This is a genomic window from Halorubrum ejinorense, from assembly GCF_055389685.1.
Genome location: NZ_AP043776.1, coordinates 67,886 through 86,652 on the forward strand (window position 1 = coordinate 67,886; position 18,767 = coordinate 86,652).

The window sequence follows — 18,767 nt, forward strand, 5'->3', positions numbered from 1 at the left end:
GCCATTGTCACGCTAGCTATTCTGTCCGGACTCGTCCGTCTTGATCTCCCCCGCAACGCGTTCAACCCGCTCGGCGTCCCAGTCCGGCTGTCGCTCGTCGATCGCTTCCTCGACCGTGCCCCCCGAGTACAGTTCGGCAGTGGTCGGATCAGGTTCTTCTCGATCGTTGCCGGTCGTCACTCTCCACCATGCGACGCCGAGTACGGCGATGAGCGACGTCGAGATTACAAACAGGCGAGGCGGCGAGTCGGCGGTCGTCAAAACGAAAGCGATCCCGTCGGGAATCGCGGGCCTGCGCTGCTGGTCGACGAGCAGAGCATCCGACGAGCCGAGGAGGTTCGCTGCGAACCGCCGGTTGTCCGTCCGGTCGAGCATCCCGTTGATGAAGACGCTCGCGTCGCTGACGAGGATCACGCTGCCGTCGTCGACGTCCTCGCGGACGACTATCGGACGCTCCCGAATCGGCTCCACCGGGTCGAGCTCATCGTTGCCGTTCGCGTCGAGGTACGAGAACGCGGAGCTGTTCACGAGCACAGTCCCGGTCGTCGACGCGTTCACCGTCGTCCCGTGATTGAGCGTCACTCCCGAGACGTTACGCGTGGTGGAGGTCTCGCGGACGGGCGTCCCGATCGGCAACGCGGGACTCCGGTAGAACCGCTGCTCGTCTCGGAGCGGTCGGCCGTCGAACCGCGACTCGACGCCGAGCGCCGCGAGCAGTCGATTCGCCTCGCCGTTGCCCTCGGCCGCGACGACGACTGTCCCGCCACGGTCGAGGAACGACGCCACCGCCTCTGACTCCGCGTCAGAGTACCTCTCTGTCGGTTCGAGAACGAATGCGGTTGCGCTCTCGGCGTTCGCCTCCCGATATCCTGCCGGAGAACGCACGATCTCGACGTCGGCACCGGCGTCCGCGGCGACCGAGCGAACATCGCTCGTCCCGTCCCAGTCGTAGTTGTACGGCCCGTAGGCCGTCGCCGAGGTTCCGACCCCGACGGCCAACGTCGTCAGCGTGACGAGGAGAACCGCGGCGAACACCACCCGCGGATACGTCAACTTGTACTCACGCACGCGCATCGGTTAGATCACCTCCGCCGGCAACACGGCGGCCGTCCGTCTCGCGAGCACGACGAGAAACCCGGCGATTCCGACGAGAATCAGCCAGCGAACCCGCTTGCGCCACGGCGGCCGGACGTGGATCGGCGAGGTAAACTCGACGACGATGAGCACGCCGATGAGCGAGACAACGAAAAACAGCTCGTACGTGAGCCACCCCGTTGCGACGAGCACGAAGAGTCCGGCAAGCGTCCACGCGAGCACGCCCGACACGAACTGATACTGCCGTGCGACACTCATTATCGTGCCCCAGAGTGTACGCAAATATGTAGCTTCGGTTTACGCAAAATCGAACACCGCTGTTTGATTCGCGCGATGAGTACGACCACCGCAAACAGTGGCATGATGTTTACGTATACCAACTCAAGTATGTGTTCTGTCTGTTGCTCCAGCGTTGAACTCCGGGGTTATGTGCCGGCCCGCGCGTGACGGACCAGATCTACGACCCAGTAATACGCCGTGATCGAGATGACGCCGACTGAGAACAACGTGAATAGATGAATATTGAGTGAATCCGGACCGGCCCAATAGGGGATTGCCGGTCTCGGGACCGGTGGAGTGAGCGGCCAACGGTGTGACAAGAATCCTGTGATACGGGTCGCGTTAATTTAGTATCAAAATGGCTGCTGTCATGCGATTTTGCTGAAGTGTTCTAGAATGTTGTAGCTGATCGTGTTCTGACGATCAACGGGGAGGAGAACTGAGATCTTGTTTCTCCCGGAGTAACTACCTGTCTTGAGTATATAAATTGGTTTTCTCGAAGCCGTGGAATACTCTTGCTGTCTTGCGTTTTTGCTTAACTTAACGCGATCGTGATACGCTCCCTAAATTGTAAGGAACGCGGGTTGTCGTCGGATCCGGGTGGAGTGCCGGGTCCCCGGTCGTGTGAACCGCATCAAGAAATTTGGCTTGACGAAATCCGGCGGCCTAGGGGCCCCCATCGCCGGTGCCGTCGGAGGTACTCACTACGCGGATTCCCCGAGTTCCCTCTACGGCACGGGGTTCCGAGACAGGCGGCGGGCGATCGGTGTCGCCGTCGAGCCCGACGGCGTTTTGCGAGGGCAAACCCCGCTACGAGTAGGAGACGTTGATCCCGATGACGGTGGCCGTGTCTTGGACCATCTCGGGGATCTCCTCGCGGAACCGGTCGCCCTTCATCCGGGTCGAGGGCCCGGAGACACTGACGGCCCCGATTAACTTGCCAGCGTTGTCGGTGATCGGAGCGGCGACGCACCTGATCCCCTCGGCCCGCTCCTCGCCGTCGAAGGCCACGCCCCGGTTGCGAATCTCCTCGAGTTCGCCCTCGAGGGTGTCCTTGTCGGTGACGGTGTTTGGCGTCTTTGTGGGGAGGCCGTGTCTGTCGATCACCTCCTCGAAGCGCTCCTTGGGCATGTGGGCGAGGATCGACTTCCCAAGCGCGGAGGTGTGAAGGTACTGCCGCGTCCCCACCTTGGTGTCGAGGTGGACGGCCTCTTCCCCTGCAGCGATGTAGACGTAGACCCCCCGGCCGTGTTCTTCGATCATTAGGTTGGCCAACTCCCCCGTATTGTTGGCTAGGCTGTCGATCTCGCCTTTCGCGATGTCGAACACGCCGGTCTGTCGCCGTGACTGTTCCCCCATCTCCAGCAATCGAAGTCCCGACCGGTAGGTCGAACCGTCTTTGATGATGTACTCGTTGTCCTCAAGCGTACTCAGGTGGTGGTGAGCCGTCGCCTTGCTCATCCCGAGGTGGTCGGCAATCTCGGTCACCCCACCGCCTTCCAGTTCGTGGATCGCCTCCAGGATCCGTAGCGTCTTTTCGCTGGAACGGACGGTGTTTTTTGATTTTTTCATACTACGTTACACATTCTAGTATATTGCTATATAAAAATTGTTTCGCCTGGTGTAACAGATTTGGGTGATCGACCCGAGATACGTTGAGCTTTCAGATCCCAGTTCGGCAGGCAGAACCTATATCTGGGAACTCTGTGGCCGATATGGAGGTGTGTCAAACAGCAACATGAAAATTTTACGATACCAAACGTATCCTTTCTGAGATTCCCCAAGCGCTGTGCCCGGGGAACGAAGCGGTCGGGTCGCCCGGGACTCCCGGAGCGGCAGGTCACCGTAAGACCCGGACTCACGGACATCTCGTCTCCGACCGGTTCTCCCTAATTTGTTTGGTGAAACCAAACGGTGTTGCGCGGGCCATCGAGATTCTGCTCGGGGTGTCGACGACCGGGGGTCAGGGGGGCTCGTCGCTGACTGCGGTCGCGCCTGTCCCGTCGCCTGTGGGGCAGGTTGGAGCCTCAGCCGTGTACCAACGTTTTTCCTGCTCCTCTTGGAGAGGACGGTGTCGACAATGCAAGCCAGTCCCTCACTCCCACGATCGGAGTTCGAGCGTCGCCTGTCCGCGGTTCGCGATTGGATCGGTGAAACCGACGCGGACGCCGGCGTCTGGTTCGGCGCCCGCAGCATCGAGTACCTCACGCACTTCTACCACGCTCAGACCGAGCGCCCGGTCGTGCTCGCGGTCACCGCCGACGAGGTCAGGATCACCGTCCCGAAACTAGAGCACATCCGTGTCCGGGACAACCCCCTGATCGACGAGGCGTACCACTACTTCGACTACCCTGGCGGCGACCCCATCGCCACGGCGGTCGTGATGCTCGAGGACCTCGGCGTCGAGCGGGTGGCCGCCGATATGGACGGCGCGCCCGGCGTGATGGGCTACCAAGGACCGGCGCTCTCGGATTTCGTCGACGTGGAGGGGCAGTCCTGGATCGATTGGCTACGCAGGGAGAAGTCCGACGCCGAACTCGCCGTCATGCGGGAGGCTTCGAAGTGGGCACACCTCGCCCACCGGTACCTCGCCGACAAGATAAAACCAGGGGCAAGACAAGGCACAGTCAGCCAGCGGGCGTCGATGGAGGCCTCGCGGGCGATGTTCGACACGCTGGGGACCCGGTATGTGCCGAGGACGGGGATCTACTTCGAGGGTCCGACCCACACGGGGATGCACAGCGGCGAACAGACGGCCGAACCCCACCCATACCCGGCCAACCAGAAGCTCCGGGAGGGCGATACGATCATCACCGCTGCCGAGGCGGACGTCGACGGCTACCTCTCGGAGATCGAGCGGACGATGTTTGTCGGCGACCCCGACGACGAGCAACGCCACTACTTCGAGGTGATGCTCGAAGCCCAGACCACCGCCATCAGGACCGCGGGCCCGGGCGTCGAATACAGCACCGTCGCTCAGGCGGTCTGGGACTACATGGTCGAACAAGGCGTCGAGGACCTGGCTTTCCACCACGTCGGCCACGGCCTGGGGATGGTGACCCACGAGCCCCCCTACGTCGACCGCGGGAGCGAGGCGACGATGGAACCGGGCCACGTCTTCACCGTCGAACCGGGGATATACGTCGAGGACCTGGGCGGGTTTCGCCACTCCGACCCCGTCGTCGTGACCGATTCAGGCACCGAACTGCTCAACTACTGGGGCCGGGACCTGGAATCGAACATCGTCACTTGGTGAGTCCCCTGTCGGTCCGCCGGGTCCTCCCGGTGGGTGTCCATCCGCGAGCGAAGGTTCCGGGGGGAGTCTCCGTATCACCCGACGACTCGCTCGCCGTGCTTGTAAACCGTCCCGACGGAGTCGGTGAGGGCGCGGATGTCTGACAGCGGGTTCGCCTCCAGAACGATTATGTTCGCCGCCCGGCCGGGCTCGATCACCCCGACGTCCTGCTTCTTGAGGGCCCTGGCGGCCTCGCTCGTCGCCACCTTGATCGCGTCCATCGGGTCCATGCCGCACTCTTCGACGTAAAGTACCGCCTCGTCGGCGTTCTCGCCGTGGGGGACTAGGTCGGGCCCGACGAAGTCCGTCCCCAAGGCGATGGTGACGCCGGCGTCGTCGGCCCGCCGGACGGCATCGAAGTGGGCCTCTCTGGCCTCTCGGGCCTTCTCTAGGCCGAACTCGGGGATTCCGTGGTCGGCCCCGTGCTCGCAGATCCGGTCGACGATGGCCAGGGTGGGGACTAGGACGCCGTCGGTCTCCAGCAGCATCTCGATCCCCTCGTCGTCGATGTAGATGCCGTGTTCGATCGTGTCGACCCCGTTCCTGAGGGCGTTTTTGATCCCCTCGGCACCCTGGGCGTGGGCGGCGACCGGGATCCCGACCCGGTGGGCTTCCTGGGTGACAGCGGTGATCTCGTCGTCGGTCATCTGGCTCTGGCCGGGGTGGTCCTTCTCCGAAAGCACGCCCCCAGTGGTGCCGATCTTGATCAGGTCGACGCCATCACGGATCCGCTTGCGGGCCTCCTTCCGGCACTCGTCGGCCCCGTCACAGAGGGCAGGGTCGTAAGGGTTCCACTCCGTGACCCACTCATAGGGGAGGAAGTGGGCGTCGCCGTGGCCCCCGGTCTGGTAAATCGCGCGGTGGCTGGTGTGGATCTCTGGGCCCCGGATCGCGCCCTCCTCGACGGCGGTTCGCAGGCCGAGTCCGGTCCGAGAGTCCACGTCCCGGACCGTCGTGAACCCGGCCTCGAGCAGTCGTTCGAGGTGGACCGTCGCACGGGCGGCCCCCGCGGCGACATCGTAGCTCAGGTAGTCGGACTGGTCCATCGAGGGCCACCCCTTGAGGTGGAGGTGGGCGTCGATCAGCCCCGGCAGTACAGTCTTGCCCGAGTGGTAGATGACCTCCGCGCCGTCGGCGTCGAACTCCTCCTGGGGCGTGACTTCAACGATCCGGTCGCCCTCGCAGACGACCACGGCGTCGCTCCTCGGCTCGTCGGAGAGCCCGTCGATCAGCGTCCCGCAAACGATGGCGGTTTTCTCGGACATCGTCGGCCCCAACGCCCAACAGCGGATTAAAAATTCCCACTGCAGGGGCAGAGGTTGTGAGACAGTCCCAAGATTCAGCTCCGTCTTCGTTGTAGGTGGTCCCGACGTATGACCGAATGCCGGGGAGAGCCGTTGCTAGCGGACGCCGTCGAAGCGATCGCCGCCGAACGCGACGTGACGACAGAGGAGATCGAGGCCTTGGCCGCTTTCGCTCGCCGGCTCTCCGAGACTCCCGAAGCCGGGGCCGCCGCGATCCAGCCCGCTAGCGGGGGCCACGACGAGGGTCCCGCTCCGGACACCCGGTCCCTCGGCGTCGACGTAGGGACCCGGACCCTCTTCGAGGAGACGGTGCGGCAGGCGCCAACCGCCGACGAGCACGAGGCCGAGCCCACGACGCAGATGGCCGCGGACCTGGCCCCGGAACTCGCCGCGGCGATCTACGGCTCCGCTGACCCGACGCCGAACCTGCGGACCCTGCTCCGGCGGGCCGTCCGAGGCGTTTTTGAGAATCGGCGGCAGACGATCCGGAGGGGCGACCGAGAGGAGTGCGGCCTCCGCTCGTACCGCTCCGAACTGGCGGCGATCTGCGAGAAACTCGCCGAGTACGAGGCGTCCCCCAGACACCCCCGCGGACGGGTCGTTCGGCCACTACGAGCGGCTGGGCGAACTGTGGGGGGCGTGTCGCCGACTCGCTGTCGACCGACAGGAGTTGCTCCACGAGTGGATGGGCTCCGAGTACGACCATCTGGAGTACGTCGCCTGCCTCTACCGGGACTGCGCCGTGTCGTTCCCGGTGCTGGCCGCCGTCGCCGAGACGGAGGCGGCCGTCAAACGTTTTTAAGTGGCTGTCGAACGAGACCTCGTCGGTGTCGACGAGACCGGGGATCACGGCCCGTCGCAGGTGGGTCGCCGGTCCGCTGGCTCGGCGATTTCTATGGTCGTCGTCGGCCCCCTACCCATCCGGATCCCTGTCCTCGCCCGTCGGGACCCCGCCGTGGTCGCCGAACCACGCGAGGATCCGCTCGAAGCGGTCGACGACGTGGCCCGGCTCTCCCGCCCGAGAGAGCTCGTGGGTCTCCCGCGGGTAGCGGACGAACTCGGTCTCGACGCCGGTTTTCTTCAAGAAGCGGTAGAAGACGTCCGCATTGTGGACCGGGACCCGGAAGTCGTTCTCGCTGTGCATGATCAGCGTCGGGGTGTTGACATCGTCGGCGTAGGCGATCGGCGAGGCTTCCCAGTAGCCCTCGGGGTCCTCCCACGGCATGCCGAGTTGCCACTCGTTCGAATGATAGCAGTCGGTGGCGCCGAACTGGGCGACTTGGTCGTAGACGCCCCGCTGGGCGACCGCGGCCCGGAACCGGTCAGTGTGGCCGACCGTCCAGGCAGTCATGAACCCGCCGTAGGACCCCCCGGTGACGAACAGGCGGTCCTCATCGACGTAGTCCCGCGCGGCGACCTCGTTGACGCCGGCCATGACGTCGACGAAGTCCAGGGCGCCCCAGTCCTCACCGATCGCGGTGGCGAACTCCTCGCCGTACCCCGTCGACCCGCGCGGGTTACACCAGAAGACGACGTAGCCGGCAGCCGCCAGCGTCTGGAACTCGTGCCACATCGTCCCGCTGGTGGTCCACATGATCGTCGGGCCGCCGTGGATCTCGACGACCATCGGATACGTTTCCCCGGGGTCAAAGTCGGGTGGCGTCAGCACCCACCCTTCGATCTCGGGGCCGTCCTCGGCCCGGAAGCTCACCGGTTCGGGCCGGGCGATCTTGTGGTCGTCGAGGTAGGCCTCGTTGAGCCGGCTGACGCGGGTCGGCGCGCCGGAGAAGTCGGTCACGAACACGTCGCCGGGGTGATTCCACTCGCTTTGGACGAACGCGGCGCCCCGGTCGGTCACGTCGAGGGCGTCGACGTGGCGGTCGTCCCCGCCCAGCACAATCTCGACTGTGGCCGCCTCCTCTGGGGCGACCCGGGCGAGTTTCACGGCCCCCTCGTCAGGGGCTAGGAAGTAGAGGTCACCCTCGGGTCCCCACTGCGGTTTCGCCCCGCGGTAGACCCGTCGCTCGAACCCGGCCGTGGGCGTGACGGTCTCCCCAGTCTCCTGGTCGTGGACCTTGATTTGCGTCGAGTACATCGCCGACCCGGGCTCCTCGTTCCGGCTGTACCGGTAGGCGACCCGCCCGTCGGTCGTCGCGGAAAACGCCGGGAGCCACCCCGTCGTCTGGACGACGGTGGTCTCCGCGTGGGCGGGCAGGTCGTGAGCCACGATGTCGTGCACTAGGGTGTCGTCCGGGACGCCGGTGCGCCGGACCGAGTAGTACAGGGTCTCGGGGTCGCCCCACTCGGGGTGTTCGAAGTCGTACTCACCCTCAGTGACCCGCTTGACAGCGTCCTCAGCCAGGTCGACGGTGTAGACGTGGCTCCGCACGCCGTCGAAGTACTCGCCGTGGGCGCGGTAGACCAGCCGGTTTATTACCCGCGGGTCTGGTTGCTCGCGCTCGTAGTCGACCCTTCGCTCGCGGTCGTGTCCCGCTTCGCGCTCCTCGGCGGTGACCCGCTGGACGAACGCGATCCGGTCGCCGTTGGGCGACCAAGTCGGATTGGTCACTCCGCCGACAACCTCGGTGACTTTCCGGGCCTCGCCACCGTCGACCGGCAGGACCCAGAGCTGGGGGACCTTGTCGTTCCGGTCGCTGACGAAGGCGATACGGTCGCCGCTCGGGCTCCACTCCGGGGCCGAGTCCAGGTCCCCGGCGATCGTAAACCGGGTCGGTGGCTCACTCCCATCGGCCGGCCCCACGAAGACGGTCGACTCGTATGACTCGTCGTCGACGGGGCGCTTGCGAACGAACGCGACGGACTCGCCGGTCGGCGACAGGCGGGGGTGTTCGGGCGAGGCGAGGTCGTGGTAGTCGCTTCCAGTGATCCGCATGGTCCGATCCCGACCGGAGGGAGTAAAATACGTTCGACTGTCGGGGTCGACCCGGCCGTCGAAGTCTGTGAGAACAGACCTTGTGACCCGACCCCGCGGATCGACGGAGACGTAGAACTAAGTGCGGCACGGGGCTAAACGGAAACGATGTCAGAGCTGATAGACCTCTCCGGTTACATCGAGGAGGACCAGCCCCTCGCCGGGTCGGCCGACGACACCCGGATCTTCACGACGCTCACTCATGAGGAACGCGGGTTCCAGGTTAAAAAGGAACTCGAGGAGAAGAGCTTAGACAGTGAGACCGAGTACGTCACCCGGCACCTCCGGGCCGAGCGCGAGGGCTATGAGGAGGAACAGCCGATGAACCGCACGCTGATCATGAGCGAGCACGGGCCAACCCACGTGGATTCGATCGATCACCTCGACCCCACCTCGGAGCTGTCGATCGACGAGATGCCCCTAGAGTGGTTCTACGGGGACGCAGTTTGTCTGGACCTCTCTGGCGTCGACCACCCCGAGCCGATCACCGTGGCGGCGATCCGCGGCCAGCTCGAGGAGTCCGGCTTGGAAATACGTGAGGACGATACGGTGTTGCTGGAGACCGGCAACCGCAAGAACAACTACTCTACGACCGACAAGGAAAAGAAACACCGCTACACAAGTAAGTTCGTGGGCTTGGAACAGCCGGCCGGGGAATTTCTCGTCGACCAGGGCGCCAAGGCCATCGGGATCGACTCAATCAGCGTCGACCACCCCGCGAACATCTACCCGAACTACGACTTCCCGATCCACGCGCTGTGTTCCCGCGAGGAGATCGTGATCTACGAGAATATGTCCAACCTCTGGGAGGTAACCGGCCAGCGGTTCACATTCTCGGCGTTCCCGCTGAAGATCCGCGACGGGACCGGGTCGCCGATCAGGCCCGTGGCGATCCTCGACGACTGAGACCCTCCACCCAGCCGACCACGACCGAACGCCCCCGTCCGGCGGGTGTGACGGGGGTCGTCCAGCTGATACCCGGATTCTTTAAAAAACGTGCCACCTAATCAAAGCTATTATAATAAATCGTATTAATTAGGGATGTAGAATCACTGTAAAATCAGTGAAACAGAACAACTCTATCAATCATGACTGACGACAACCCCGACGTGGTCGTGCTTCGGAAGAACACTGAGGGCCTCTCGACGGCGGACTATGCGGACCGCATCCGTGATCGACTCCCAGACCACGACGTCGTACACGCCAAGACTCCCCATCAGGAACGCACCCTCATCGAACAGGCCCCTGTCGCCACGGGCGTCACGCTGAGCGAGACCCATCTCAACCACGCCGAGAACCTCCGGATGTTCGTGGTCGCTTCCTCTGGCTATAATCACCTCCCGGTCGGGCGGATGACCGACCGAGGGATCGTCATCGCCAACGCAGCGGGTATCCACGCCCCAGGGATCGCTGAGCAGGCACTGGGCTACTGTCTCTCCTTCGCTCGGCGGATCCACGAGGGCTGGGAGCGAAAGCGGGGCGGGGAGTGGCGCCACTACAAAGCCGATGAGTTCACCGATTCGACAGTGTCCGTCATCGGGCTCGGTGCTATCGGCACCGAGTTCGTTGACCGCCTGTCGGGCATGGGCGTCCACACCATCGGTGTGCGCTACACCCCCGAGAAGGGTGGTCCGACCGACGAGGTCTTCGGATTCGACGAGCGCGACCTCCACGAGGCGCTCTCGCGAACCGACTACTTGGTGCTCTCCACCCCGCTGACAGACACGACCCGGGGGTTGATCGGCAAAGCCGAGTTGAATACGCTCCCGCCCAGCGCCTATCTCGTCAACGTCTGCCGTGGCGGGATCGTCGACACCGACGCGCTGCTGACGGCTATCCAGAAGGAGGACATCGCCGGCGCCGCGATGGACGTCACGGACCCCGAACCGCTCCCGCCGGACCATCCTCTCTGGCGGATGAGCAACGTCACCATCACCCCCCACATGGGCGGGCATACGCCGAAACACTGGGATCGACTGGCTGACATCCTCGCGACGAACGTCGACCGACTCGAGACTGGAGAGGTCGAGAGCTTTCGCAACCAGGTCAACGATCCCGTGGACCTGGCCCCCGACGTCCGCATGAATACCCACGAGGAGTGACCCCCGGTCGACTCCCAACGGTCACCGGTCGATCTGTTCCTCCTCGGTCCCGGACCGCCCCGAGGTGACGGGTGGTCTCAGGGTCGTCCGTCTCTCGCCCCCGGGGTCCATATGGCGTTCCACTGTCCCCCGAGCCCGCGGTCGGCACCGGGGTTTCATTACCCCTGATACCGTCGATTTGGTCGCATGCCGATTGAGCAGATCCGCACCAGAGAAGCATTCGAAAGCAGCGCACCCCTCTCCCAGGCGATCCGACACGGGGACACCCTCTACGTCTCTGGCAACGTCCCGATCGACCCCGAGACGAACGAACTCGTGGAGGGTGGTGTCGGTCCTCAGACCCGCCAAGTCCTTGAGAACGTCGAGGCGATCTTGGAGGAAGCCGACACCTCGATGTACAACGTCGTCCGAACCGGCGTCTTCATGACCGACATGGACGCCTTCGGAGAGATGAACGAGGTTTACGAGGAGTTCATGAGCGAACCCTACCCCGCCCGGACGGCGGTCAAGGCTGAGATGGCAAGTCCCGACATCGACGTCGAGATTGACGTGATCGCCGCGATCGAGTAGAGCCTCGCCGATCGACGATCCACTCCGTCCGCAGTTCACTCTTTCCGGTTTCGCTGCGAGGCCCCTGTAAGCCAAGCACATTCGCCGATCGTCGACGTACCGCCAGTGGGGTCGTCGCGGGGTCGGCCGCTCCGGAGCCATCGGCCTGAGCCCCGGATCCCACCGGGATTTATAACGGCCCGACCGGAAGAGAGGCTATGGCGACTAACAGTCAAGAGGATGACCTCTCTACGGAGGCGGCCTTCGAGACGGTCCTCGAAAAGAGCAAGCGGATCCTCGACCTAGAGAAGGCGGACTTTATGCTCCGGTGGGACTCGGACGTGATGATGCCCGAAGGCGGCGGGCCCGCCCGGGCGAGCCAGCGCTCGTCAATCGCGGCGGCCCAGCACCGCTACCGGACCGACGAGGACCTCGGGCGGGCGCTTAAGATCCTCGAAGACGCCGAGTTGACCCGCGACCAGGTGGCGATCGTCCGGGAGGTCCGCCGGGAGTACGACGTCGAGACCAGCGTCCCCAGCGAGGTCCAAGACCGTATCTCCGAGGTGACCTCGGGCGCCCATGAGGACTGGAAGCGGGCCAAGGAGGCCAAGGACTGGTCGGCGTTTGCCCCGACGATGGAGCGGGTCGTCGATGCCTGGGCCGAGTGGGCCGACCACGTCGACCCCGACAACGACCCCTTCGAGACGCTCTGGACGAAGCGCTCGGGGTATCACGCCCAGCGCTACGTCGACTTGGAGACCGTCGACCAGATCTTCGACACGCTCCGAGAGGAACTGGTGCCGCTGATCGCCGAGATCCACGACAGCGACGCCGACCTGGCGACGGATGCCTTCACCGCGAACGATCCCTACGACGTCGACGCCCAACACTCTCTGTGTGAGGACACGCTGGATCTCCTGGGCGTCGACTGGGACCGGGCACGCTTGGACGAGGCGCCCCACCCGTTCTCGTATGGCACCCAGTACGACGTGCGGATCTCCACCCGGTTCAGCGAGGCGACGCCGATGGTCGCGCTCCAGGGCGTGCTCCACGAGTTTGGTCACACCGCCTACACCCACGGCCTCCCGCAGGATCACTACGGTGACCCCATCGGCGAACCGCGGGGGCTAGGCGTCCACGAGTCCCAGTCGCGGTTCTTCGAGAACCACGTCGGCAGGAGCGAGCCCTTCTGGGAGCTGTTCATGCCCACTCTCCGGGAGCACTTCCCACAACTGGCCGACGTCTCCCCCCAGGAGGCTTACGAGGCGGTCAACCAGGTGTACGACGACAACTACATCCGGGTCGAGGCGGACGAGCTTACCTATCATATGCACATCATCCTCCGGACCGAGGTCGAACGCGCCCTCGTGGCGGGCGAAATCGGTGTCGAGGATGTGCCAGAAATGTGGGCCGACAAGACCGACGAGTACCTCGGGATCCGACCGGAGAACGACGCCCAGGGACCGCTCCAGGACCCCCACTGGGCCGGACAGATCCCCGCTTTCATCACCTACACCATCGGGAGCGTCTTGGCCGCCCAGCTTGACGCCAAGATGCGCGAGGACCTGGCCGTCGACGACCTGATCCGGACCGGGGAGTTCGAACCTATCCACGACTGGATGACCGAGCGGATCCGCCGCCACGGCCAACGCTACCGGACAGACGAGCTGATCGAGCGCGCCACCGGCGAACCGCTGACCGCCGAGTACTTTGTCGACTACGCCCGCGAAAAGTACGGCGAACTGTACGACCTCTAAGGCAGCCGGATGTCCCCGATCCGGACGACCGACGGCCGGAAAATGGGGCCCAGCGACTTCCATTCCGGGTGTCCCGGGGTTTGCGGACCGTGCTCAGTACGGCGCCGGCATCGCCCCGTCCAGCCGATGGAAGGTGTCCACGTCGAGGTTCAGCGTGGCCGCGGCAAGGTTTTCCTCCAGTTGCGCGATGGTCCGTGGCCCTACGACCGGGCTGGTCACCGCCGGGTGGGCGAGTAGCCAGGCCAGCGAGACCGCCACCGGCGGGGAGTCGAGGTCCTCGGTGACGGCCTCGACGGTCTCCAGGGTGTCGGAGTTCCCCGCAGTGAGGTACCGGTCCTGGAACCGTTCCTCGTGTGCCCCTCGCGATCCGGCCGGCGGTGACTCCCCACGCTCGTACTTGCCAGCGAGGAACCCGGCCGCCAGCGGCGAGAACGGCATCAGGCCCAGCCCGAGTTCCTTGACCATCGGGAGGACCTCCGGTTCGACCTGTCGGTCGACGAAATTGAAACCGATCTATGTGACCGAAAAGGGATCGTAGTCCTCGCGACGGGCTATCCCGTTGGCGTGGGCGACCTGCCAGGCGTTTGTGGGGCGGTTTGAGGCCCAGAGGTAGTGTGCGTGACCGGCTTCGACGAAGGCGTCTAGCGTGCGCAGGAACTCCCGGACCGGGGTGTCCTTGTCCCACCGGTGGACGTACAGCTGGTCCATGTAGTCGGCTCTCAGGCGGTCGAGGATCCGGTCGAGCTGTCGTCGGAGGTGATTGCGGTTGAGCCCGCGGGCGTTGGGGTCGTCGGGGTCGGTCGGCCAGTACAGCTTCGAGGCCAGGACGAACTCCTCGCGATCCCAGCCGTCGAGCTAGTCGCCGACGTAGGTCTCGTCGTCGTCGCCGCCGTAGACGTCGGCCATGTCGAGGAATTTCCCGCCCGCGGCCGTGTACCGGTCGAGCAGCTTGTAGGCCGTCGACCGGTCGATTTCGAGCGTCTCGTCTTCGCGTTCGTTCCCAAACCGTGCCGTCCCAAACGCCAGTTCGCCCACCTGGAGGCCCGTCGAACCGAGCCGGACCGCGTCGAGTTCCATATCCGGGATCCGGAGGAGCAGACCACAAAAATCTCCCGAGCGGGAGCGAACCAGGGTGTCAGGTTTGGCAGGGGAAGCCTGAGAACCGTCAGATTCCGGGAGCGGAACGCGTCGAAATTCCTCGCGGGCTCCGGTCCCTCGGGCCGTGCGAACGGCGGCTACGCCGCCGTGAGCAACACCACCCGGGTTCCTAGAGCTCGATTCGCCTTTTCAGTCTGTCAGGAGTCGATCCCTTGGGGGGGGTGAAAGAGCGATGGTCGCTCGCGCTGGAGTGGAATGACTGTCCGCGAGCGGCTCGGGGACTCCTGATGGCTTCCCCGCTCCCAAACGTTGACTCGGGGCCACAGCCCCGAGCGATATTACTGTTGCCATCGCTCCCCGGATTCACGGCGAGGGTTTAACAAGATCACCGCCAATTCCTAGGTATACTGATGACAGAACACGGGCCAACGAGTGTTGAGGACGTCACCGTGGTCGGCGGCGGGGACGCCGGGAAGCTCGCCGCGCTGATATTCCAGGCTGAGGAACCGTCGCTGAACGTTCGTGTGATCGACGACCCCGCGGAACCGCCCAAGGAGGTGGGGAAGTCGACGTTCTCCAGCATCACATCGATCCTCCACGATCACCTAGGGATCGACCGCGAGAACTTCTTCAGGGAGGTCACCCCGGTCTGGAAACACAGCGTGTACTTCGAGGACTGGACCGGCGAGGAGCTGTTTACCCCCTTCGACCTGAAGGACGTTTTCGACATGGCCGACCGGCCCCTCGAGGACGTCCACTACCGCTACCGTAACGACAGCTTCGAGACGATCAATCAGGTCTCCACGACGGATCAAAAAACCCCGTTCGTCGAGGAACACGGCGGGGTCGACTTCGACCGGCCCTACCCGTACGTCGCCTACCACCTGAACGTCTACGACTTCGACAGCTACCTCCGGGAGCTGCTGGAAGAGCGCGGGGTCGAGGTTGTCGAGGACCGGATCCGATCGGTCGGGACCGACGGAGAGTGGATCACGGACATCGAGGGTGAGAAGGGGACATACGAGGCAGACCTGTACGTCGACGCAACCGGGTTCGGGCGGGTGCTGGCCTCCGAGCTCCCTGTCGAGTTCTCGGAGTACGACTTCCCGCTGGACGCCGCGGTGGTCACCCAGGTGCCGATCGACCTGGAGGATATTGTCCCGGCGACGGTCATCAGGACGCTGGACAGCGGGTGGACCTGGCAGATAGACACGACCGAGGCCCGGGATCTGGGCTACGTTTACGCCTCCGAGTACGCCGACCGCGAGACCGCCGAACGGGATTTCAGGGAGCGCCACGATATCCCGGAGTCGGCCGAGGTTACCTCGTACTCGTTCACCTCGGGCCGGTTCGACCGCGCATGGGTCGGGAACTGTCTGGTCGCGGGCGACGCCTTCGCGTTCGTCGAGCCGCTCCAGGCCACCTCGCTGTCGACCCACGCTCACATCGCCTACGATGTGGTCAAACAGCTCGCGGACAACAGCTGGACGATGCACGAGGGGCTGCGCCGGATCGTCGACGGCACCGTCGACGAGTATTGGACCGAGATCTACGACTTCCTGACGGCCTTCTACCGGTACTCCCGCGGCGAGACGCCGTTCTGGGCGCACATGCGGACCGTCGGCGACGACGCCGACTGGGCGGCCTACGAGGACACCTACCAGAGCGGCGCCGGGTTCCTGCTGTCCAGGTCGAAGGCCGACCGGAAGATCACCTTCGGGTCGGTGTTCAACGTGTACCAGACCGACTACACCATGTACGACCTCGGGGTGCCGATCGACCTCCACGAGTCTGGCGACGTCGAGGTCGGCGACCAGACCAGCGAGCGCATCGAGGACCTCGGGAACAGGATCGACCGCGTGGTCGAGGATTTTCTCACGTACCCGGAGGTCTACTCCGGGGAGTACCTCGGGGAGCCCACGGCGGAGGGAGAGGACCCCGTCGATGGGACCGACGACGACAAGTTCCTGACCTGAGCCCCACCGGCCCCGAGGGAAGCAGCAGGGTCGGCGGAGCTCCGGGACACTATCGGCCCCCTGACACCGGCGGGAGTCGGGAGGACGGCCCGAGACGGTCACCGGGAGACGCGGGCGTCAGTTGTCCCGGTCGGTCCAGAAGTCGAAGCCGCGACCGGGTGCGAACACGTCGAGCCCGACGGCGAGTTCGTCGCCCTCGTTGGCGACGCGGTGGGGTTCCCAGGACTCCAGCCAGACCGAGTCGTACTGCTCTAGGGTTACCGCCTCCTCTTCGGTGTAGAGGGTGAGTTCCCCCTCCAGACAGAGACAGACCTGCTCGTTCTCGTGGTCGTGTATCGGCGAGGAGTGGCTCGGCGGCTTCTCGAACCACTCGAAGGTGAACGCGTCGCTGCCGGCCATCGAGACGCGCCGCCAGCCGTCTTCCGGCTCGTACGTCTCCGCATCGTCGAAGCTAACGAGTTCCATGAACACGGCCTCACGTCCGGAGCAAATCAATCTTCGGATCGTGAGTTCCGGCCGACGGCTACCGTTCCGATCGGGAGTCCTGTCGGCCACCGGCCGGCAGCACAGATCGCGGGCGGCGCGGTCGACCGGTGGATCGGCCGCCGGGGCCGCCGGAGTGAAAACGCACTTGTAATGGGGTGTGGCTGTGGGATGTATGGACCTCGGAATCGATGGCGGTTCGGCACTGGTGACGGCACCGAGCAGCGGTCTCGGGGAGGCCTCAGCCACCGCCCTGGCCCGTGAGGGCGTCGGCGTGGTGATCAACGGTCGTGACGGGGGCCGACTCGCCGAGGTCAGAGCTGAGATCAAGGAGGTAGCGGCCGGCTCGGCCGTCACCCAGCAGGGCGACCTGACCGAGAAGGCCGACATCGAGGCGATGGTCGATCGCCCGGTCGAGCGCGGTGAGTCCGACTCCTACGAGGTGGGTATGAAGGCCCGCGGCGAGAGCATCCCTATCGGACGGGTCGGCGACCCGATGGAACTCGGCGACACCGTCGCCTACCTCTGTTCGGAACAGGCCGGCAACGTCAACGGCCAGTCGATCGTGATCGACGGCGGGTCCGGCTGGGTGAACCTCTAGCGAGCCCAGGCGGACGGCCGACCCTGCGCGAAGGACCTATTCGATCCGAGGGCGTCAACCGTTTGGGCACACCCTCGATTGCTGTTCGGCCGCCGAGGTCTTTCGACGCCTCCCACTCGCTGCCGTCTACCGAGTTTCCCGTTCTCTTTGCTAAACCTGACACCCTCGATCGGGAGTTCCTGTCGTCCGTTATCACTCCGGGAAGACGTCCTCAGGGAAGTGGGAGGACACCGCCCAATTGGGCCTGTCGACGATCTCGTTGATCTTCAGGTCGGCGGCGACGGAGGTGAGGATGTAGGCGTCGTGTCGGGACAGTCCCCTCCGTTCGTCGAGGTGGGCGACCATGCTGCTGGTGGCCTTCCGGGCGGCCTCCATGAGGTCGCTGTCGATTCCCATGGTCGAGTAGGTGGGCGAGTCCGACAGGTGCGAGGGACCGCCCGGCATGTGGTACTGGGGTTGCTCAATCCCTCGGCCCCGATCGATGTCGATGCGGACGTCGACCGTGATCGGTGTCTCGATCGCGCCGCCGCAGATCTCGCCGTCGCCCTGGGCGGCGTGGCCGTCGCCGATGCTCAACAGTCCCCCGGGGGCCTCGACGGGGAGGTACAGCGTGGTCCCGCCGGTCAGGTGCTTGGTGTCCATGTTACCGCCCGCGTCGTGGGGCGGCGCCATCCCCCGGATCTCGCCCTCGGGCGGCGCGAGACCGATTGTCCCCGGGAACGGATCCAGGGGTACCTCGATCCCGTCAACGAATTTTCCCACCCCGTCGTCGAGCTCCCAGTAGTGTAGGCCCCAGTCCTCGAACTCCTCGTACAGTAGGCCGAACTCGTCCTCCCGAGGCCGGAACACCGTCCAGCCCCAGTCGTCGTGTTCGACGTTCAGGATTTCGATGACGAGGGCGTCGCCGGGCTCGGCCCCCTCGACGGCGACGGGACCGGTGATCGGCATCCCGTCCTCGCGCTGTTCCAGCGCTTTCGGGACGTCCGCCGGTTCCATGTCGGCTTCGATCAGGCCGTCCCAGGCGTCGCGACACTCGAACTGAACCGTCTCACCGGGACTCACCGTTAGCACCGGGTCCATCCCGCCGTCCCACTTCGAGTGGAGGTTTTCGTCGGTCGCGGGAACCGTGTGGTCGACTGTCGGCGTGGTCATGAACGGGCCTACTAACGACCGAGGCCGAATTATAGTTTGGCATCCCGTGGAGGCCGCCAGGGTGTCCTGGGGACCCGGAGCCACGGGTCGCCGCCGGGTTCTCCAAGGTGCGGGGTCCACAAGGTCTCCGGGGATTCGCACGGA

General features: G+C 64.8%; 14 protein-coding genes and 2 pseudogenes. 8 read left to right on the forward strand and 8 right to left on the reverse strand.

The features are described from left to right. Positions 1 to 12: 12 nt before the first annotated feature. From ACZ5KW_RS00300 to ACZ5KW_RS00310, 3 genes are all read right to left on the reverse strand, one after another. On the reverse strand, positions 13 to 1,074 hold the full coding sequence (locus ACZ5KW_RS00300) for a DUF4350 domain-containing protein (RefSeq protein WP_343778918.1): 1,062 nt from the start codon (positions 1,072 to 1,074) through the stop codon (positions 13 to 15). 3 nt (positions 1,075 to 1,077) lie between these two features. Next, complete coding sequence (locus ACZ5KW_RS00305; RefSeq protein ID WP_343778916.1) at positions 1,078 to 1,353, reverse strand: hypothetical protein; 276 nt, start codon at positions 1,351 to 1,353, stop codon at positions 1,078 to 1,080. 831 nt (positions 1,354 to 2,184) lie between these two features. After that, a complete protein-coding gene (locus ACZ5KW_RS00310) occupies positions 2,185 to 2,946 on the reverse strand; it encodes an IclR family transcriptional regulator (protein WP_343778914.1) in 762 nt (253 codons plus the stop codon). A 508-nt stretch (positions 2,947 to 3,454) separates the two neighbouring features. Here ACZ5KW_RS00310 and ACZ5KW_RS00315 point away from each other — a divergent pair. Next, positions 3,455 to 4,630, forward strand: coding sequence for a M24 family metallopeptidase (locus tag ACZ5KW_RS00315; protein WP_343778962.1), 1,176 nt, complete (start codon positions 3,455 to 3,457; stop codon positions 4,628 to 4,630). A gap of 74 nt (positions 4,631 to 4,704) precedes the next feature. Here the strand turns inward: ACZ5KW_RS00315 and ACZ5KW_RS00320 are convergent, their stop codons facing one another. After that, positions 4,705 to 5,934 carry a metal-dependent hydrolase family protein gene (locus ACZ5KW_RS00320; protein ID WP_343778912.1) on the reverse strand — a complete coding sequence of 410 codons (1,230 nt, stop codon included), beginning with the start codon at positions 5,932 to 5,934 and terminating at the stop codon, positions 4,705 to 4,707. Between the two features lie 108 nt (positions 5,935 to 6,042). On the opposite strand from ACZ5KW_RS00320, the pseudogene ACZ5KW_RS00325 reads away from it, so the two are divergent. After that, positions 6,043 to 6,775, forward strand: a pseudogene (locus tag ACZ5KW_RS00325) (DUF7260 family protein). Positions 6,776 to 6,886: 111 nt separating this feature from the next. Here the strand turns inward: ACZ5KW_RS00325 and ACZ5KW_RS00330 are convergent. Continuing rightward, on the reverse strand, positions 6,887 to 8,866 hold the full coding sequence (locus ACZ5KW_RS00330; RefSeq protein WP_343778909.1) for a S9 family peptidase: 1,980 nt from the start codon (positions 8,864 to 8,866) through the stop codon (positions 6,887 to 6,889). Positions 8,867 to 9,013: 147 nt separating this feature from the next. Between ACZ5KW_RS00330 and ACZ5KW_RS00335 the strand changes: the two genes are divergently transcribed. The 4 genes from ACZ5KW_RS00335 to ACZ5KW_RS00350 all read left to right on the forward strand — a co-directional run bounded on the left by ACZ5KW_RS00335 (position 9,014) and on the right by ACZ5KW_RS00350 (position 13,313). Further along, positions 9,014 to 9,811 (forward strand): cyclase family protein, encoded by a 798-nt coding sequence (locus ACZ5KW_RS00335; RefSeq protein WP_343778907.1) that lies wholly within the window; start codon positions 9,014 to 9,016, stop codon positions 9,809 to 9,811. Positions 9,812 to 9,993: 182 nt separating this feature from the next. Next, the gene (locus ACZ5KW_RS00340; RefSeq protein ID WP_343778906.1) at positions 9,994 to 11,007 is read left to right on the forward strand and encodes a D-2-hydroxyacid dehydrogenase; all 1,014 of its coding nucleotides are present in this window, start codon (positions 9,994 to 9,996) and stop codon (positions 11,005 to 11,007) included. A 186-nt stretch (positions 11,008 to 11,193) separates the two neighbouring features. Beyond that, a complete protein-coding gene (locus ACZ5KW_RS00345) occupies positions 11,194 to 11,577 on the forward strand; it encodes a RidA family protein (protein WP_343778904.1) in 384 nt (127 codons plus the stop codon). A 197-nt stretch (positions 11,578 to 11,774) separates the two neighbouring features. Then, positions 11,775 to 13,313 carry a carboxypeptidase M32 gene (locus ACZ5KW_RS00350; protein ID WP_343778902.1) on the forward strand — a complete coding sequence of 513 codons (1,539 nt, stop codon included), beginning with the start codon at positions 11,775 to 11,777 and terminating at the stop codon, positions 13,311 to 13,313. Between the two features lie 93 nt (positions 13,314 to 13,406). Here ACZ5KW_RS00350 and ACZ5KW_RS00355 read toward each other — a convergent pair. Further along, positions 13,407 to 14,390 (reverse strand): annotated as a pseudogene (locus tag ACZ5KW_RS00355) (aldo/keto reductase). A 431-nt stretch (positions 14,391 to 14,821) separates the two neighbouring features. On the opposite strand from ACZ5KW_RS00355, the gene ACZ5KW_RS00360 reads away from it, so the two are divergent. After that, positions 14,822 to 16,387, forward strand: coding sequence for a tryptophan 7-halogenase (locus tag ACZ5KW_RS00360; RefSeq protein WP_343778901.1), 1,566 nt, complete (start codon positions 14,822 to 14,824; stop codon positions 16,385 to 16,387). A gap of 117 nt (positions 16,388 to 16,504) precedes the next feature. Here the strand turns inward: ACZ5KW_RS00360 and ACZ5KW_RS00365 are convergent, their stop codons facing one another. Beyond that, positions 16,505 to 16,852, reverse strand: coding sequence for a cupin domain-containing protein (locus tag ACZ5KW_RS00365; RefSeq protein WP_343778900.1), 348 nt, complete (start codon positions 16,850 to 16,852; stop codon positions 16,505 to 16,507). 193 nt (positions 16,853 to 17,045) lie between these two features. Here ACZ5KW_RS00365 and ACZ5KW_RS00370 point away from each other — a divergent pair, with 193 nt between their 5' ends. Beyond that, positions 17,046 to 17,471 (forward strand): SDR family oxidoreductase, encoded by a 426-nt coding sequence (locus ACZ5KW_RS00370; RefSeq protein WP_343778899.1) that lies wholly within the window; start codon positions 17,046 to 17,048, stop codon positions 17,469 to 17,471. 192 nt (positions 17,472 to 17,663) lie between these two features. On the opposite strand, the gene ACZ5KW_RS00375 is transcribed toward ACZ5KW_RS00370, so the two are convergent. Further along, complete coding sequence (locus tag ACZ5KW_RS00375) at positions 17,664 to 18,623, reverse strand: acetamidase/formamidase family protein (RefSeq protein WP_343778897.1); 960 nt, start codon at positions 18,621 to 18,623, stop codon at positions 17,664 to 17,666. Positions 18,624 to 18,767: the final 144 nt, after the last annotated feature.

Excerpts from the sequence above, each read along its gene's own strand:
- ACZ5KW_RS00300 (WP_343778918.1), bottom strand. The coding sequence starts at position 1,074 with ATGCGCGTGCGTGAGTACAAGTTGACGTATCCGCGGGTGGTGTTCGCC.
- ACZ5KW_RS00305 (WP_343778916.1), bottom strand. The coding sequence starts at position 1,353 with ATGAGTGTCGCACGGCAGTATCAGTTCGTGTCGGGCGTGCTCGCGTGG.
- ACZ5KW_RS00310 (WP_343778914.1), bottom strand. The coding sequence starts at position 2,946 with ATGAAAAAATCAAAAAACACCGTCCGTTCCAGCGAAAAGACGCTACGG.
- ACZ5KW_RS00315 (WP_343778962.1), top strand. The coding sequence starts at position 3,455 with ATGCAAGCCAGTCCCTCACTCCCACGATCGGAGTTCGAGCGTCGCCTG.
- ACZ5KW_RS00320 (WP_343778912.1), bottom strand. The coding sequence starts at position 5,934 with ATGTCCGAGAAAACCGCCATCGTTTGCGGGACGCTGATCGACGGGCTC.
- ACZ5KW_RS00330 (WP_343778909.1), bottom strand. The coding sequence starts at position 8,866 with ATGCGGATCACTGGAAGCGACTACCACGACCTCGCCTCGCCCGAACAC.
- ACZ5KW_RS00335 (WP_343778907.1), top strand. The coding sequence starts at position 9,014 with ATGTCAGAGCTGATAGACCTCTCCGGTTACATCGAGGAGGACCAGCCC.
- ACZ5KW_RS00340 (WP_343778906.1), top strand. The coding sequence starts at position 9,994 with ATGACTGACGACAACCCCGACGTGGTCGTGCTTCGGAAGAACACTGAG.
- ACZ5KW_RS00345 (WP_343778904.1), top strand. The coding sequence starts at position 11,194 with ATGCCGATTGAGCAGATCCGCACCAGAGAAGCATTCGAAAGCAGCGCA.
- ACZ5KW_RS00350 (WP_343778902.1), top strand. The coding sequence starts at position 11,775 with ATGGCGACTAACAGTCAAGAGGATGACCTCTCTACGGAGGCGGCCTTC.
- ACZ5KW_RS00360 (WP_343778901.1), top strand. The coding sequence starts at position 14,822 with ATGACAGAACACGGGCCAACGAGTGTTGAGGACGTCACCGTGGTCGGC.
- ACZ5KW_RS00365 (WP_343778900.1), bottom strand. The coding sequence starts at position 16,852 with ATGGAACTCGTTAGCTTCGACGATGCGGAGACGTACGAGCCGGAAGAC.
- ACZ5KW_RS00370 (WP_343778899.1), top strand. The coding sequence starts at position 17,046 with ATGGACCTCGGAATCGATGGCGGTTCGGCACTGGTGACGGCACCGAGC.
- ACZ5KW_RS00375 (WP_343778897.1), bottom strand. The coding sequence starts at position 18,623 with ATGACCACGCCGACAGTCGACCACACGGTTCCCGCGACCGACGAAAAC.